The sequence below is a fragment of the Nonomuraea sp. NPDC050783 genome (genome assembly GCF_040802095.1).
Taxonomy (GTDB): domain Bacteria; phylum Actinomycetota; class Actinomycetes; order Streptosporangiales; family Streptosporangiaceae; genus Nonomuraea.
On record NZ_JBFAHK010000011.1, the window covers coordinates 297,486 to 314,375 of the forward strand.

Consider the following 16,890-nt stretch of genomic DNA (forward strand, 5'->3'; position numbering starts at 1 on the left):
AGGACGACCGGAGCCCAGGGGCCGCACGAGCGGTCAGTCGGCGTAGGCCAGCTCGGCCCTGGTGATGGACGCGCCGTTCACGGTGAAGGTGTAGTAGGCCGCGAACCCGCCCGTGCCGCCGGGGGCGAAGCGGACCAGGAGGCGCTGGTGACCGGGCCGGCTCTCGACGACCCTGAGGACGGTCAGCGTGCCGCCGATGACCTCGCCCGCGGCCCAGGCGCGGATCGCGGCGCGGCCCTGGATGCGCCGTCCGACGTCGATGACCTGCGCGTCCGGGGCGAACGATTCCGTCAACGCGTCGAGATTCCCGCCGTTGACCGCGTCGACGTAGGCCCTCACCGGCGCCGTCAGCGTGCCTTCCCGCGGCTTGTCTGAGCAGGCGGCGGGGACTTTCGCGGGATCTTCGGCGGACAGCTCCCGCCCGACGGCCTTGATGTTCTCCTGCACGATGGTCGGGAGGTCCGCGACCGGTGGATGGCCCGGGTAGGCGCGGTCCAGCTCGCTGACGATCGACTCCTGCTCGCCGGGGGTGATCGTTCTGCCCTGGGGCGAGTCCGGGGTGACGGCGGGGCGAACGAGGCCACGGAATCGCTGCAGGTACCGGCGCTGGCCGTCGATCACCGCCCGGGCCGGGCCCGGGGCGCCGTGCCCCGGGTACAGGGTCCCGGCCCCGGCGAAGCGCCGCTCCAGCCGGTCGAGGATCTGGAGCCAGCCGCAGCTGTTGCCCTCGATCAGGGCGGGTGTGACCTTGCTGGTCGCCAGATCGCCGGAGAACAGGTCACCGGTGTCGGGACGGTAGTAGACGGTCGCGACATCGGACTCGCCCCCGGTGTACGTGGCGGTCTCGAAGCGCAGGCCGCCGGCCCGCAACGCCGTGCCGTCCTCGAAGGTCCGGTCGGCATAGGTGAGGTCGGCGGGAAAGGCGGCGTTCGCCGAGCGGGCCAGGGGATAGAAGCCGCGCTTGTCCTCCCGCATCGCCTTGTCGGTCGCCCTGGACGCGTGGATGGGCGCCTCGGGGAAGGCCTCGTGGAAGGCGCCGGCGCCGCCCACGTGGTCGGGATGGGAGTGGGTCAGCAGGATGGCGGCGACCGGTTCGCCGGTCTTCCTGATCTCCGCCACCGCCTTGCGGGCGTCGGCCGGCGTGCGCAGGGTGTCCACGAGCACCAGGCCCTCCGGCGCCCGGATCCAGTAGGTGTTGACGGAGCCGGGGCCTGGGGAGGCGAAGCGGCCCGGCTGCGCCGTCCGCGCGCCGGGCGCCTCGGGCTTGTCGTCGTTCGAGCAGCCCGCCGGCCCTGCGGTCAGGCACGCGGCGGCGGAGGTCGCGGCCAGGAGGCGCCGCAGTCTCTGGTTCATCTGGAGCTTTCGTGATGCCGGGACGGAGGAGGAGGCTCAGCGGAACTCGTCCGCGTGGGCCTCGGCCCACTCTTCGAACGTGCGGGGCGGACGCCCGGTCACCTTCTCCACGGTGGGGTAGATCCGGGACTCGTCGAGGGTCCCGTCGCTGTAGAAGCTGAAGAACGCCTGGATGTACTCCTCCGGCACACGTCCGGACATGTCGGCTCGGGCCTCCTCGTCCGTGAGGGCGTGGAAACGCAGATCGCGGTGGAGCACCTTGGCCAGGACGGCCAGGCGCTGGGCGGGCAGGAGCCGTTCCGGGCCGCTCAGCTCGTGGACGCGCTCCTCGTGGCCGGGGTCGAGCAGGGCCCGGACGGCGACGGCCGCGATGTCGTAGGGGTCCACGGAGGCGATGGGCACGTCGCCGAAGGCGTCCTTGACGACGTCGCCCTGGCGTAGTTGGGGCAGCCAGCGCAGGGCGTTGGACATGAAGGCGTTCGGGCGCAGGAACGTCCAGGCCAGGCCGGACTCGCGGACCGCCGCCTCGGAACGGATCATGAACGCGGAGATGGCGTTGCGGGTGTCGGCGGCGACGGCGGCCAGGCTGGACAGCAGCACCACCCGTTCCACGCCCGCCCGCCGCATCCGGGCCAGCAGTCCCGGCATGTCGCGGTAGCCGGGCAGCAGGAACACCCCGCGGACGCCGTCGAGTGCGGGCACGAGCGAGTCCGGCTGGTCCAGATCGCCGACGGCCTGCTCGACCGGCAGCTCGGCGGGCGCGCGCACCAGCGCGCGGACCGGCGCTCCGGCCCGGTGCAGGGCCCGGACGACCTCGCCACCGACGTTTCCGGTGGCCCCGGTGACGAGGATCATCGCAGGGTCCTTCCGAAGTGGGCGGCCGCGGTGTCCGCCGCGAGCGTGACCTGTGGCTCCTGGTCGTAGAAGTCGAACTGGCTGCCCTCCGCCCAGAGGATCGCCCTGGGCCCGGCGAGCCCGGCGTGGAAACGGCGGGCGCCGTCGGGGATGGCGGCGTCCTCGCTGTGCACGAGCATGGTGGGCTGGGTGATCTTCGGGGCCAGGGCGATGGAGTCGTAGGTGAGCCAGTCCTCCCAGGCCATGACGGCGAACCGGTTGGGCCAGGCCGGGATGCCGCCGCGGGCCGGGTTGAGGTAGAAGTCGATGTCGTACGGCATGGCCGCGCGCGCGTCGGTGGTGCTGACCACCGGGACGTAGTCGATCTCGCCGGTCTCCGCGAACCGGGCCCGCGCCCTCCGGGCGGTCTCGATCCTCTCGGCGACCGCCTCCGCGCCCCCGTAGGCGGCCTCGCAGATGGCGGCGTCGTGCAGCCACGGCGCGACCAGCGCGAGGGAGCCGATGCGGGGATCGTGGGCGGCGTTGTCGGCCATGTACATCGCCGCCGCGCAGATCCCCAGCGCGCCCAGCCGGCCGGCGTCGATCGCCGGGTGGGCGGCCAGGAACGTCACCGCCTGCTGGATGTCGCGAACCTTGCGCGCGGGGTCCTCCACGTCGCGCGGCTCGCCTCCGGACTCGCCGAAGCCGCTGAAGTCGAACGACAGGGCGGCGTATCCGCGGTCGGCCAGTTGTTCGGCGTACCTGTCGGCCATCAGCTCCTTGACGCTGGTCCAGGTTCCGGCCACCACGATCCCCGGAGCCGGGGTCCCGGAGCCGGGCAGGAACAGGTTGCCGGTCAGGGTGGCCGTACCGCTGGGAAAGGTGACTCTGTGCTGGGTCGTCACTGACGGTCCTCTCTCAATGATCAGTCGTACGGGTGAGGTCGGCGCGGGTTCCGGTGGATCACCGCGCCGCGAGCGCCGCCAGCGCCATCAGCTCCTTGTTGCCGTCGGCCCAGGCCGCCGTCATCACGACGCCGCTGATCCTCCAGCCGCCGTCAGCGCGGATCAGGTCGAACCGGTAGAAGCCGCCAAGCGTCCACAACGAGGCCCCCAACGGGTCCGTCAGCCGGTGCGTGGCCTGGAATGAAGCGGTGCACACCGCCGTGTCGCCCTCCAGCGTGACCAGGTGGTTGGCGATCAGGTGCTGGGTGGCGTCGAACCCGCCCAGCACCTGGCGCCAGGCGTCCACGATCTGCCCCGGCGACAACACGGCCGGCTCGCCGCCGTTCAGGCTGGTGTAGTCCAAGCGCACTTCATCGGCGAACACGGCCTCCAGCGCCTGCCACTCGCGCCGGTCGGCGTGCCACGCCATCCGCGTGCACACCTCGACCACGGCCTGGCGCTCCACGAGGTGAAGCAGGTCGGCCCCGGCGGTGGGGTGATCAATCGTGCTCACTGAACCTCTCTCATCACAACGTTGGTCCTGAAGACGACGGCTCCTGGGGCAGGCGGCGCCCGCAACCGCCAGGGCATGGGCCGGCGAAGGCGAGGCAGCACTGCTCGCGCGGGCCCGGGCCCGGGCCCGGCGCCACGACGTCGCGGCCGACGGCACGATTCTGGACGCGGCACCGCCGCTGGGGGAAACAACGAAGCACTGGGCCCGCCACCGCGGATCGTTGTGGCCGCCGGCGCCCTCCACGAGCGACCAGTGCCTTCACCCCGAGCGACTAGTGTTTTCGCCATGAGCGACATCGATCTTCGGCACCTGCGTTCGTTCCTGGCGGTGGCGAAGGAGCGGTCCATGACCCGGGCCGGGACGGCGCTCCATCTGACGCAGCAGGCGGTCTCGACGCACGTGCGGCAGTTGGAACGCTCCCTGGGCGTCGTCCTGCTGGTACGCACCTCGCGCGGCGTCCTGCTCACCGCCGCCGGGGAGGAACTCGCCACAGCGGGCGCGACCCTCCTCGACGACGTCGCCCACCTGGCCGAACGCGTGCGTGCGGTGGCCGGCGCGCAGGCCGGCACCCTCCGCCTGGCCTGCTGTCCCACCGCCGCCTCCATGTTCGCCGTCGAGGTGGCCGACGCTCTCGAAGCGGCGGTCCCCGGTCTGCGGGTGACGTTGAACGGCGTGCCGACCCCCAGGCACGAGCTCGAACTGCTGGGCGACGGGCGCGCGGACGTGGCTTTCATGTGGCTGCCGATCGGCGGCACCGGGCTGCACCACGCGGTCGTCCGCAGCGATCCCCGCGTGGTGGTGGTGTCCACCCGCCATCCCCTGGCCGACCGCCCGGCCGTGACCCTCGCCGACCTCGCCGACGATCCGGTCATCCGTCCCGACGTCCTCACCTCCCCGGAGGCGGAACGGTTCTGGCTCGCCGACCCCCGGCCCGGCGGCGGCCCCGCGCCACGCGGCCCGCTCGTGCCCAGCGTGGAGGACTGCCTGCTGGAAGTCGGCCGGGGCCGCGGCGTCTGGCTCGCCCCGCAACCGCTGCACGCGTTGACGTCCGTCGGCAACCTGCGCTGGATCCCGATCTCGGATGCCGAGCACTTCGACCTCGCCGTCGTCTGGCCCGACCGCGCCCCCCAGCCCCTGGTCACGCGCCTGATCGCCGAAGTCCGCCACGTCACCGGCCACGACCGGCGACACCACGCCGCGTGAAACCTCGCCCCGGCCGTCCCCGGCCGGGGATACGGCCGAGGCCGTCTGATGGGGGTTCGTCCCCCGGTCAAGCTACCCAGTGCCACCAGCACCGCGTTCGACCGCTCTGCGCATCGTCTCCTCGGGGTCGGCGACGTACACCTGGGTCAGCGCCGGGGTGAACGGCCAGTCGGCCTTACGGTCAGCGACCATGAGCAACGAGCCGCCGATTTCGACTTCGGCGTGGATCAGCGTTCCGTCCCCGGCGTAGAAGCCGGGGGCGCGGGCTTCCGCTCGGTCGCGCCGAAGGCGGCGACGAGGAATCCGTTGACGGTGTTCGCGGCCGGTTTCCTGCCGCGACAACGGCCAAAGGGCATCCTGCCGGGTCCAGCTCGCCGGCTTGGACAGCGCCCCGAGGCACGAGCAGAAGGAGGTGACCGGCGTGCCGGGCCGCGAGGCGAGCCGGCCCCGCGCCCCGGCCGGCCGGGTCCGCCTGGACGCGCCGCCATCTCCCCGCGCGACAAGGCCGGGTCAGCGATGGCAACGATAACAACGTGGATTTCTCCATGAAGAACCATGCTTGACGCATCAGAATGGCATCGTTAACAATCGGAGCGATCGGCCGTCCTCGTATCGTCGGCACCTTCCCGGACCCAAGGAGAGACCATGGTCCGCTCGTCTCAACTGGTAGCGCTAACATCGCGCCGTGACGTCCTGCGCGGGCTGGGAGGGCTGGCCGCGGTCGGCACGCTGGCCGCCTGCGGCGTGCCCGTGGAGTCGGACAAACCCGCCACGCTCGGATCCTCGGCCGCCCCGTCGGCCGCGCAGGCCCGCGGCGAGGTCACCCTGTGGATGCGCGACGACGACCTGCTGAAGGTCTTCCGTACGGTGGTCCCGGCCTTCAACAAGGAGTACCCGAACGTCAAGGTCAACCTCAAAGGCGTGGACATCGCCACCAAGCTCCCCCCGGCCCTGGTCAGCGGCACGGGCCTGCCGGACGGCTCGTTCTGGGAGGACGACCAGCTCGGCCAGCACGCCGACCACCTGTACGACCTGACCGCGCTGATGAGCAAGTACCGCTCCGACACGGTGCAGTTCAAGCTCGACGTGCTCACCCACGACAACCGGCTGGTCGGCGTCCCCTGGGACACCGACCCTGGCCTGCTCTACTACAACGAGGAGGTACTGACCGCGGCCGGCGTCGATCCCGCCTCGCTGACCGGCTACGACGAGCTGCTGGCCGCCGCCCGTACGATCAAGGACAAGAATCCCCAGGCCCGGCCGATCCCGCTGGAGCAGGACAACACGCTGGGCATGGTGTGGTACACGATGTTCCTGAACCAGCAGCAGGGACACGGCCTGGTGGATCCCTCCGGCAACCTGACGCTGGACGGCGAGGCCTCGCGGCGCGCGCTGACCTGGATCAAGACGGTCGTGGACGAGGGGCTGGGAGCGCGGCAGAAGTTCGCGAGCACCGCCCAGATCACCATGCTCGACGAGGGCGTCATCTCGCTGGTCCCGTGGGCGCAGTGGTTCATCTTCATCCCGCAGTCGGGGCTGAAGAAGACGACCGGCAAGTGGCGCGTGACCAACCTGCCCGCCTGGTCGGCGGGCGGCGCGCGCAGCGGGCTGATGGGCGGCAGCTCCTTCGTCATCCCCGGCAAGGCCAAGAACCCCGAGCTGGCCTGGCTGTTCTACGAGTTCGCCGTCTACCGGCCCGAGGGCTACCGGACGGTGTTCTCCAAGAACGCGGTCTACCCGACCGGGCTCAACACGGTGGTCCCCTCGGTGAGGTCGGCGCTCGACCCGGCCAAGCCCCTGGTGGACAGGCTGCCGCAGCTCGGCGGCGTGGACAACTGGGCGATCAGCACCAGGGCGGCGCTGGACATCCCGCCCGGCTACACCGCCCCCACCTGGTACGGCCAGGCCGCCAAATACCTGGGCGCCAACCTCCAGCGCCTGATGGACGGCAAGATGTCGGTGGACGACGTGATAGCGCGGTCCACCGCCGACATCAAGAAGAACCTGATCGACAGGAACTGAGCGGCCGTGTCCACACTGACGGCCGAGCGGCGGGCGTCCGCCGTCCGCGTCCCCCGGGCCCGGCGCGGGCCGCGTACGGGATGGCGGGGCCTGCTGCTGGTCTCCCCGTTCCTGGTGTTCTTCGCGGCCTTCACCGCCTACCCGCTCTCCTACGCCTTCCAGCTCAGCTTCCTGGACTGGCACGGCGGCGCGACGTTCCGGTGGGCGGGCCTCGGCAACTACTCCTACCTGCTGACGAACGCCGACTTCTGGGCGGCGCTGGGCAACACGGGGCTCATCTGGCTGCTGATCGTGCCGCTGCAGACCGTCGGCGCGATCGCCGCGGCGGGCGCGCTGTCACGGGCCGGGCTCCGTTTCAAGGGGCTGCTGCGCACGGCGGTGATCATCCCGTACGTGACCCCGCTCGCGGCGATGGCCCAGGCGTTCATCCTGATCTTCGACCGGGACTACGGCGTGGTCAACCACCTGCTCGGGCTGGTCGGCCTGCCGCCGGTCGAGTGGCTGACCTCGACGGAGTGGTCCAAGGTGACGATCGCGCTGCTGGTGCTCTGGAAGTCCAGCGGGTTCGCGCTCATCGTCATGCTGGCCGCCGTCCAGGGCATCCCCGGCGAGGTCTACGAGGCCGCCGCGCTGGACGGGGCCGGGCCGCTGACCACCTTCTGGAGGATCACCGTGCCGCTGATGCGTCACGCCATCGCGTTCTTCGTGGTCATCTCGACGCTGGGCATCTCGCAGATGTTCCTGGAGCCGTACGTGATGACGGACGGAGGGCCGTACAACAGCAGCACCACCAGCGGGCTGTACCTGTTCCAGCACATCGGGGCCTCCGACCTCGGCACCGGGGCGGCCAACACGTTCCTGCTGGTCGTCATGGTGCTGGCGCTGTCGGTCGCGGCGGTGCGCCTGTTCAGGGAGTCGAAGTGAGGCTCGCGCGCCGCGGCGGCGGGTACCTGCTGCTGGCGGCGGCCGTCGTGGTCTTCCTCTATCCGATCTGGTGGATGGTCGTCTCGGCGTTCAAGCCGGGGGCGAGCATCCTGAACGACCCGCTGGGCGCGGGGCCGTTCACCCTGGACAACTTCACGGCCATGTTCGAGGTGGTGCCGATCGGCCAGGCGCTGGGCAACACGGCCCTGGTCGTGGCGGCCAAGAGCGCGCTGACGATGATCCTGTGCCCGCTGGCCGGGTACGGCTTCGCCAAGTACGGCTTCCGCTTCAAGGAGGCGCTGTTCGGCCTGGTGCTGCTGACGCTGATGCTGCCCGTGTTGTCGCTGGTCATCCCGCTGCTGCTGGAGATGAAGCAGCTCGGGTGGATCAACACCTACCAGGCCCTGGTGCTGCCGGGCGCGGTGGACGCCTTCAGCGTCTTCTACATGCGCCAGGTGATCAGCCAGGTGCCGGACGAGCTGCTGGACGCCGCGGCCATCGACGGCGCGAAGGTGCTGCGGACGTTCTGGTCGGTGGTGGTGCCGGTGATCCGGCCCGGGCTCGCGGCGCTGGCCGTGCTGACCTTCTTCAACGTCTACAACGACCTCGTCTGGCCGATCGTGGCGGTCAACGACGAGAGCAGGCAGACCGTCTCGGTGCTGCTGGCCAACCTCGCCACGAACGTCACCGGCGCCCAGACCGCCAGCGGCTTCGAGCTGTGGGGCCAGCTCATGGCCGCCTGCACGATCGCCACCGTCCCCACCGTCGTCGTCTTCCTGCTGGTCCAGCGCCATTTCATCAAGGGCCTGCTGGCCGGCAGCAGCAAATAGACAGGAGCCGTCCTTGCTCACCGCTGCCATCACGCTCAGCACCTCCTTCCATCGCGGGCCTCTGGACCGCCGCCTGTTCGGGTCGTTCGTCGAGCACATGGGCCGATGCGTCTACACCGGCATCTACGAGCCCGGCCATCCCGCGGCCGACGAGCACGGCTTCCGCACCGACGTCGCCGACCTGGTACGCGAGCTCGGCGTCACGCTGGTGCGCTACCCCGGCGGCAACTTCGTCTCCGGCTACCGCTGGGAGGACGGCATCGGCCCGGTGGCCTCGCGGCCGCGGACGTTCGAGCCCGCCTGGCGCGGGATCGAGCCGAACGAGATCGGCACCGACGAGTTCCTGGGCTGGGCCGCGCGTACCGGGCTGAGCCCGATGATGGCGGTGAACCTGGGCACGCGCGGCATCCAGGAGGCCGCCGACCTGGTCGAGTACTGCAACAGGCCGACCGGCACCCGCTGGTCCGACCTGCGCCGCGCCAACGGCAGGGCCGAACCGTACGGGGTGCCGCTGTGGTGCCTCGGCAACGAGATGGACGGCCCGTGGCAGATCGGCCACACCAGCGCCACCCGGTACGGCGCGCTCGCCCGCGAGGCGGGAAAGGCCATGAAACTCGTCGATCCCGGGATCGAGCTGGTGGTCTGCGGGAGCAGCAACCGGGAGATGCCGACGTTCGGCTACTGGGAGGCGGAGGTCCTGGAGCAGGCCTACGACGTGGCCGACTACCTGTCCCTGCACGCCTACTACCTCAACGACGGGGAGCGGGCCGGGTACCTGGGCTCGGGCGCGGCGCTGGAGGCGTTCATCGGCGACGTCGTGGCCACGGCCGACGCGGTCGGCGCCCGGCTGGGCCGCAGGAAGCGCGTCAACCTGTCCTGCGACGAGTGGAACGTGTGGACCCGCGACCCCTTCGTGGACCTGACCACCCGCGAACCGGACGTGGCGGTGCCGATCACCGAGCACGTCTACACCCCGCTGGACGCCGTCGTGACCGGCGACCTGCTGGTGGCGCTGCTCAACCACGCCGACCGCGTCCGCATCGGCTGCCTGTCGCTGCTGGTCAACGTGAGCGCGCCGATCCTGACCGAGCCCGGGGGCCCGGCCCGCCGGCAGACGATCTTCTACCCGGCCGCGCTCACCGCCCAGCTCGCCCGCGGCGTGAGCCTGCACACCCGGGTGTCCGCCCCGGAGATCGCGACCGTGCGCCACGGCGACGTGCCCGCCGTGGCCGCCGCCGCCACGTACGACGAGAACTCCGGCGAACTCGCCCTGTTCATCACCAACCGCGGCGACGTGCCCGCGCGGGTGCGGCTGCGCCACCTCGGCCCCGGCACGCTGGCCGTCCAGGACGCCTGGACGCTCGCCGCGGGCGGCAGCGGCGTGCCCCTCTCCTTCACCCAGCACGTCAACGACGACGACGGCGGGATCGTCCTGCACCTGCCCGCCGAATCCTGGACCGCCCTCAAGAGCCGTCGAAAGGACTGACCCCCCATGAGGCGCTTACCCCTGCTCGCCCTCCTCCTGCTCGCCCTGCTGCTCCCCGCCGTCCCGGCCCAGGCGGTGACGACCGGCAACGGTTCCCTGGTCTACTCACCGCCCGCCGGAAACTCCTTCGACCCGGCGGGCACCACGTACGCGAAGATCATCTCGCTGAAGAGCGACGGCACCCTGCTCGTCACCTACGACCAGCTCGTCTACGTGAACGGCGTGCAGGTCTACCCGATCTACCGCAGCACCGACGGCGGCGCCACCTGGACGCACCTGTCGGACGTGGTGCCCAGCCAGACCTTCCCCTCGCTCACCCTGACCTCCCAGCCCTTCCTGTACGAGCTGCCGCGCCAGGTCGGCTCCCTGGCCGCCGGGACCGTCGTCCTCGCCGGGATGATCATGCCCGCCGACCGTTCCAGCAGCAGGATCGTGCTGTACAAGAGCACGAACAAGGGTGCCACCTGGACCTACCACAGCACCGTGGACACCGGCGGCCCCGCCGTCTACGACCCGAGCCCCACCTCCACCACCAGCACCGTCTGGGAGCCCTCGCTCAACCTCGACCCCTCCGGCAACCTCGTCTGCTACTACTCCGACGAACGCCAGAAGTCGGCGGGCGTCCTGCAGGCCGTCGTCTACCGCCGCTCCACCGACGGCGGCCTGACCTGGGGCCCCGTCACCAACGTGGCCGCCGTCGGCAACAGCAGCGACCGCCCCGGCATGATCACCGTCACCCGGCTCCCGAACGGCAAGTACCTGGCCACCTACGAGGTCGTGAACCGGCCCAGCCAGAGCCTCAACACCGCGGTCAACCACTTCAAGATCTCCGACGACGGGCTGACCTGGCCGAGCGGCCTCGGCACCCCGATCAGACTGGCCGACGGGCGGGGCATGGGCTCCTCGCCGTTCGTCCGCTGGGTGCCCGCCGGAGGCCCGAACGGCATGGTCGTCGTCGCCTCCAAGTGGGGCCTGGACAGCGCCGGGAACATCAACGGCGGCCAGGACTTCTTCGTCAACTACAACCTCGGCCAGGGACCCTGGGAGCGGCTGCCGTACGCGGTCACCTACGACGCCTCCGACACCCAGGGCGGCTTCTTCTCGGGCTTCGCGCAGGGCTTCGACACCAGCCCCGACGGCCTGACCCTGTACCAGGCGACCAACGTCGAGAACACCACGACCCACTACAACGACATCCGCGTCGGGACCATCCCGCTCAACGCCGACCACTACGAGGCCGAACGCGCCACCCGTAACAACACCTCGCTCGTCACCCACGCCGACGCCTCCAACGGCTCGAAGGTCGGCAACATCAACTACTCCGACAGCTACGTGCAGTTCGACGTCAAGGTGCCCGCCGCGGGCACGTACACGATCAACGTCCGCTACGACAACGGCACCGGCGCGACCAGCGGCCACGCGGTCAGCGTCAACGGCGGCAGCGCCTTCACCCTCTCCTATCCGCCGACCGTGGACTGGGGGCGGTTCCGCTGGGTGCAGTTCAGCAGGTCGCTGAACGCGGGCACGAACACGATCAGGTTCACCTACAGCGGCACGTACGCCGAGCTGGACGCGATCGACGTCTACCGGCCGGGCGTGGCCGTGGGCGGGGAGTTCAAGCTGGTGAACCGGAGCAGCGGCAAGTACCTGGAGATCCTCTCGGCGCTGACCACCGACGGCGCGGGCGCCGGGCAGTGGGGCGACACCGACCATCCCACCCAGATCTGGCGCGTCGCCGGGAGCGGCCCCTACACCTTCACCAACAAGAACAGCGGCAAGCTGCTGGAGATCCCCTCGGCCTCGACCGCCGACGGCACCCAGGCCGTCCAGCGGGCACTCACCGGCCACGCCACCCAGACCTGGCGGCTCGACCCTGCCGACTCCGGCTACTCCAAGGTGCCCAACGCCAACAGCGGCAAGCTCCTGGAGATCTACCAGAACTCCGCCGCCGACGGCGCCGTCGCCGACCAGTGGAGCGACACCGGCTGCGCCTGCCAGCAGTGGAGGCTCGTCAAGGAGGGCATCCAGTAGCCGTCGTCACGGCGCCGGTGCGGTGCTCGCGCGCCGTACCAGCGTCGGGACCACGAACGGCACCGCCACGCCCGCGTCCTGGCTCTCGCCCGCGTCGTCGTCCTGCCCGTCGATCAGCCGCAGCAGCGTCTCCACCGAGCGCCGGCCCACCTCCTCGTGATCCGGCCTGACCGTGGTCAGTGGCGGGATCAGGTATCCGGCCTCGGGAATGTCGTCGAACCCGACGACGCTCACGTCCTCCGGCACCCTGATCCCGCGCTCGTTGAAGGCCCGCAGCAGCCCGAGCGCCATGTGGTCGTTGGCGGCGAACACCGCCGTCACGCCCTGGCGCTCGGCCAGCTCCAGCCCCGCCTGGTAGCCAGACTCCGCGCTCCAGTCGCCCGGGACGACCTGGGGCGCCGGGCGGCCCGCCCGCTCCAGCGTCGCCCGCCACGCCTCGATGCGCGCCTGGGCGTCCATGCGCTCGCGCGGCCCGGAGACGTGCCACACCGTCGGATGCCCCAGCCGCAGCAGGTGCTCGACCGCCACGCGCACGCCTTCGGCCTGGTCGATGCGTACGGTCGGCACCGAGTCGTCGGGCGCGGCCTCGACCGCGACGGCGGGCAACCCCCCGGGCAGGCTGTGCAGCGCGCTGGTGGCCGCGGTCTGCGAGGCGAACACGGTGATCACCCCGGCCACCGTGTGGCTGGTCAGATCGGCCATCGCCTCGACGATGCTGCCGCGGTCGAAGCTTTCCGGGGTGGCGATCGTGACCCCGTAGCCCGCGGCGCGGGCCGCCCGGCCGATGCCCAGCAACGTGGAGGCCGGGCCGAACAGCACCGAGTCGAAGCTGATCACGCCGATCGTGTGCGCCTGCCTGCGGACCAGCCCGCGGGCCATCAGGTTGGGCCGGTAGTCGAGCTGCCGGATCGCCTCCAGCACCCGGCTGCGCGTCTCCTCGCGTACGTTGGGGCGTTCGTTGAGCACGCGCGACACCGTCTGCGGGGACACCCCGGCCAGCCGCGCGACATCGCTGATCACCGCGGGACGCCCGCCCCGCCGGACACCTGCCACCTGACCCCTTCCCCGTGATCGACCCTCGCTGAGAACGATATCAGCGCCCCGGCGCCTCCCCTTGACCAGCGCTATGGCATCCACCTCAGCGTTCACGTTGTCACTGAACCTGCTAAACGACGACAACAGCACCGCCTCATACCCACCGAAACCCCCGGTTATGGGCTTGACCGCGCAAATGGCATCGTTAACAATTGCCTGACCGGCACCCCGAACACCTGGAGTTCACCCGTGCACACGGCACACCTCACGATCGACCCCGCTTTCAAGGTCGCCCCGGTCAGCAGGCGCACCTTCGGCACGTTCGTCGAGCACCTGGGCCGGTGTGTCCACACCGGCATCTACGAGCCCGGCCATCCCACCGCCGACGAGGACGGCTTCCGCCGTGACGTGCTGGAGCTGGCCCGCGAGCTGGGCATCTCCACCGTGCGCTACCCCGGCGGGAACTTCGTCTCCGGCTACCGCTGGGAGGACGGCATCGGCCCGCGCGAGCAACGCCCCCGCCGCCTGGACCTGGCCTGGCACAGCACCGAGACCAACGAGGTCGGGGTGGACGAGTTCGTGCGCTGGTGCCGCAAGGCCCAGGTGGAGCCGATGATGGCGGTCAACCTGGGCACCCGCGGCATCGAGGCCGCCGTGGACCTGCTGGAGTACTGCAACCACCCCGCCGGCACGGCGCTGTCGGACCGGCGGGTGGCCAACGGCGCCGAGGAGCCGCACGGCATCCGCATGTGGTGCCTGGGCAACGAGATGGACGGCCCCTGGCAGATCGGCCACAAAACCGCCCGCGAGTACGGCCGGCTGGCCGCCGAGACCGCCCGCGCCATGCGCGCCCTCGATCCCGGCCTGGAGCTGGTGGCCTGCGGCAGCTCGTCCTCGGCCATGCCGAGCTTCGGCGCGTGGGAGGCCGAGGTGCTGCAGGAGACCTACGAGCTGGTCGACTACATCTCCTGCCACGCCTACTACGAGGAAAAAGACGGCGATCTGGGCAGTTTCCTGGCCTGTTCGACCGACATGGAGTACTTCATCCGCTCCGTGGCGGCCACCGCCGACCACGTCGGCGCCCGGCTGAAGTCCCGCAAGCGGATCGACATCTCCTTCGACGAGTGGAACATCTGGTACCTGTCCCGTTTCCAGGGCGCCGCCCCGCCCGCGGACTGGCCGGTCGCGCCGCCGCTGCTGGAGGACCACTACCACCTGGCCGACGCGGTCGCCTTCGGCGGGCTGCTGATCACCCTGCTGCGCAACAGCGACCGGGTGCGGGCCGCCTCGCTGGCCCAGCTCGTCAACGTCATCGCCCCGATCATGACCGAGCCCGGCGGGCGGGCCTGGAAGCAGACCACCTTCCACCCGTTCGCGCAGGCCAGCCGGTACGCGGCCGGCGACGTGCTCCGCGTCGAGCCGGTCTCACCGACCTACGAGAGCGCCGACCACGGCGAGGTCCCCTTCCTGCACGCCGTGGCCACCCACACCGAGGGCGAGGGCACCACGGTCTTCGCGATCAACCGCGCCACCGACGCCCCGCTGTCCCTGCGGATCGACGCCCGCGCCCTCGGCGGCGGCACGCGTGTCGTGGAGGCCACCACGCTCACCGACCCGGACGTCTACGCCCGCAACACCGCCGACCACCCCGACCGGATCGCCCCCCGCCCCAACCCCGACATCGAGCACGACCCGCTGACGGTCCTGCTGCCCCCGGTCTCCTGGAACGTGATCAGGCTCGGCTGAGCCCCCCTACGAACCCCCGAGCGTGACAGTGAGCCCTTCCTCGGCCGCCAGCACCTCACCGTCGAACTCCTTCCGGGCGGCGGCCACGGAGGCGGCCCTGTCGTTGCCCGGCCAGAAGTGGGTGAGCATCAACCGGCGGGCGCCCGCGCGGCGGGCCCAGTGACCTGCCTCCGTGGAGGCCAGCAGGTTGCGGGTGGGGCGGTCGGCCTCGCCGTCGCGGTCGGTGGCCTCGACGATGAACAGGTCGGCGTCGCGCCCGAGCTCGGCGAGCGCGGGGGCCGGGCCGGTGTCGCCGGTGTAGGCCAGGGCGACCCCGCCGGCCTCCACGCGGACGCCGGAGGTGGGCACGTAGTGCGGCAGCGGCAATCCGGTGAGGGCGAACGGCCCCACTTGATGGCTCCCGGGCAGCGGATGCACGTCGAAGACCGCGTGGAGGTCGGCGTCGGGCTCCAGAGCACCGATGCGGTCGAGCACACCCGGTGGGCAGTACAACGGCAACCGCGGAGCGCCGGGGTCGCCGTAGAACCGCATCCGGAACAATCCGTGCAGGTCGATGCAGTGGTCGGGGTGCTCGTGGGTGACGACGACGGCGTCCACCGCGCCGTCGGGCCAGTGCGCGAGCAGCCGCGGCAGCGTGGCGTAACCCAGGTCGAGCAGCAGGCGGTAACCTTCCCAGTCCACCGCGAAACCGCTGCAGGCACGGCCCGGCTCGGGAAAGGCGCCACAACTGCCGAGGACGGTCACTTCTCGCATCCGCACAGGATGCCAGTTCCAGCCGGCCATGAACGGAGGCGGCCCTCATCCGGCACCAGGGCCGCCCGTGCTCCTCCCCCTCGGCCACAGCGGGAGATCAAGCACCACAAAGACCATTCGGTGAGCCGGCGTCCTGTGCCGCGAGGCCCGCTTCGATCGCCCGGCGTTCCGCTTCGGTGGCGGGGCGCCCTTGTGGGGCCCTGAGTTGTTCGCGGGCTTTCTTGAGCTGGGCCACCGCGGTTTCGAGGTCGCGGTGGGTGACGGCCTGGCGGTCATCGACGGCGGCGCGTTCGGCGGCGGCGAGGACGGCGAGTTTGATGTCCCGGCCGCTGAATCCGTCAGTCGCGGCGCAGAGCCGGGCGAGATCCACGTCGGGGTCGAGGGGGAGGTCGGGGACGAGGAGTTTGCTCCAGATGGCCGCGCGTGCTTTGGGGCCGGGCAGGGTGAAGTGGAAGTGCCGGACCCGTGATTCGAAGGCACGATCGTAGTTGGCGACGAGGTTGGTGGAGAAGACGACGACGCCGGTGAACTGGTCGAGGCACAGGACGATCTGGCTGCGCATCGAGTTGATGGCTTGCTCCGACCCCTGGGTGACGTCGGTGAGGCGCCGCGAGAGCAGGGAGTCGGCTTCGTCGATGAACAGCAGCGCGCCCTGACGTTCGGCGGCGTGGAAGGCCGCCTTGACGTTCTTCGGGCCGTCGCCGTGGAACTTGCTCTCGATCTCCGCGTAGCCGGCCATGATGATGGGCGTTCCCAGCCGGGCGGCGATCGCGTGTGCGGCAAGGGTCTTTCCGGTGCCGGGCGGGCCGTGCAGGTTGAGCGCGACGCTCGGCGAGGGTTCGATCCGCCGTAGTCCCCACTGCCCGTAGATCTTGGATCGGAGCCCGAGGGCGGCCACCGCGGTCAGCAGCGCATCGGCCTGGTCAGCGGGTATGACGAGCTGGTCGAACCGGTACCGCGGCGGTTCCGCGACGTACTGCCGCGCCCGTTCCTCGATGGTCTCGGTCTCGGCGGGCTGGTCGCCGCCGGCCCGGGAGGCGGGCGGCCGGGGCGGGTTCCTGCCGACGTGCAGGATCAGCCGCTCGGTACGGGTGTGCCGGGCCAGGTCGTCGAAGGCCCGGGCGAGCCGGGTCCGGGCGACCGCCGCGACCGTTTCTGGCACGTCGTCGGGGATGCCGTCGAAGAACAGGGACGGTGGCATCGGCTTCTCCTGTG

At 71.0% G+C, this 16,890-nt stretch carries 14 protein-coding genes; 7 read left to right on the forward strand and 7 right to left on the reverse strand.

Going from position 1 to position 16,890, the window contains the following annotated elements; all coding sequences use genetic code 11:
- Positions 1-33: 33 nt before the first annotated feature.
- From AB0H75_RS28525 to AB0H75_RS28540, 4 genes are read right to left on the reverse strand one after another with little or no spacing between them, the layout of a single operon-like run.
- Positions 34-1,353, reverse strand: coding sequence for an MBL fold metallo-hydrolase (locus tag AB0H75_RS28525; protein ID WP_367801317.1), 1,320 nt, complete (start codon positions 1,351-1,353; stop codon positions 34-36).
- A 36-nt stretch (positions 1,354-1,389) separates the two neighbouring features.
- Positions 1,390-2,208 carry an NAD(P)H-binding protein gene (locus AB0H75_RS28530; RefSeq protein WP_367801319.1) on the reverse strand — a complete coding sequence of 273 codons (819 nt, stop codon included), beginning with the start codon at positions 2,206-2,208 and terminating at the stop codon, positions 1,390-1,392.
- A complete protein-coding gene (locus AB0H75_RS28535; protein WP_367801321.1) occupies positions 2,205-3,092 on the reverse strand; it encodes an alpha/beta hydrolase in 888 nt (295 codons plus the stop codon). Before AB0H75_RS28535 ends, AB0H75_RS28530 begins: the two co-directional genes overlap by 4 nt.
- Before the next feature lie 58 nt (positions 3,093-3,150).
- Positions 3,151-3,645, reverse strand: a complete 495-nt coding sequence (locus AB0H75_RS28540; RefSeq protein WP_367801323.1) for a nuclear transport factor 2 family protein — start codon at positions 3,643-3,645, stop codon at positions 3,151-3,153.
- Positions 3,646-3,930: 285 nt separating this feature from the next.
- Here AB0H75_RS28540 and AB0H75_RS28545 point away from each other — a divergent pair, with 285 nt between their 5' ends.
- From AB0H75_RS28545 to AB0H75_RS28570, 6 genes are all read left to right on the forward strand, one after another.
- The gene (locus AB0H75_RS28545; RefSeq protein WP_367801325.1) at positions 3,931-4,848 is read left to right on the forward strand and encodes a LysR family transcriptional regulator; all 918 of its coding nucleotides are present in this window, start codon (positions 3,931-3,933) and stop codon (positions 4,846-4,848) included.
- A 645-nt stretch (positions 4,849-5,493) separates the two neighbouring features.
- Positions 5,494-6,870 (forward strand): ABC transporter substrate-binding protein, encoded by a 1,377-nt coding sequence (locus AB0H75_RS28550; RefSeq protein WP_367801327.1) that lies wholly within the window; start codon positions 5,494-5,496, stop codon positions 6,868-6,870.
- A gap of 6 nt (positions 6,871-6,876) precedes the next feature.
- Entirely contained in the window at positions 6,877-7,794 is a 918-nt protein-coding gene (locus tag AB0H75_RS28555; protein WP_367801329.1) for a carbohydrate ABC transporter permease, read from the forward strand.
- Positions 7,791-8,624, forward strand: coding sequence for a carbohydrate ABC transporter permease (locus tag AB0H75_RS28560; RefSeq protein ID WP_367801331.1), 834 nt, complete (start codon positions 7,791-7,793; stop codon positions 8,622-8,624). Before AB0H75_RS28555 ends, AB0H75_RS28560 begins: the two co-directional genes overlap by 4 nt.
- A gap of 13 nt (positions 8,625-8,637) precedes the next feature.
- Complete coding sequence (locus AB0H75_RS28565; RefSeq protein ID WP_367801333.1) at positions 8,638-10,110, forward strand: alpha-N-arabinofuranosidase; 1,473 nt, start codon at positions 8,638-8,640, stop codon at positions 10,108-10,110.
- A gap of 6 nt (positions 10,111-10,116) precedes the next feature.
- On the forward strand, positions 10,117-12,141 hold the full coding sequence (locus AB0H75_RS28570; RefSeq protein WP_367801335.1) for an RICIN domain-containing protein: 2,025 nt from the start codon (positions 10,117-10,119) through the stop codon (positions 12,139-12,141).
- Positions 12,142-12,147: 6 nt separating this feature from the next.
- On the opposite strand, the gene AB0H75_RS28575 is transcribed toward AB0H75_RS28570, so the two are convergent.
- Positions 12,148-13,194 carry a LacI family DNA-binding transcriptional regulator gene (locus AB0H75_RS28575; RefSeq protein ID WP_367801337.1) on the reverse strand — a complete coding sequence of 349 codons (1,047 nt, stop codon included), beginning with the start codon at positions 13,192-13,194 and terminating at the stop codon, positions 12,148-12,150.
- A gap of 231 nt (positions 13,195-13,425) precedes the next feature.
- Here AB0H75_RS28575 and AB0H75_RS28580 point away from each other — a divergent pair, with 231 nt between their 5' ends.
- Entirely contained in the window at positions 13,426-14,922 is a 1,497-nt protein-coding gene (locus AB0H75_RS28580) for an alpha-N-arabinofuranosidase (protein WP_367801338.1), read from the forward strand.
- Positions 14,923-14,928: 6 nt separating this feature from the next.
- On the opposite strand, the gene AB0H75_RS28585 is transcribed toward AB0H75_RS28580, so the two are convergent.
- Positions 14,929-15,675 (reverse strand): MBL fold metallo-hydrolase, encoded by a 747-nt coding sequence (locus AB0H75_RS28585; protein WP_367801340.1) that lies wholly within the window; start codon positions 15,673-15,675, stop codon positions 14,929-14,931.
- Positions 15,676-15,772: 97 nt separating this feature from the next.
- Positions 15,773-16,876 (reverse strand): ATP-binding protein, encoded by a 1,104-nt coding sequence (locus AB0H75_RS28590; protein ID WP_367801342.1) that lies wholly within the window; start codon positions 16,874-16,876, stop codon positions 15,773-15,775.
- Positions 16,877-16,890: the final 14 nt, after the last annotated feature.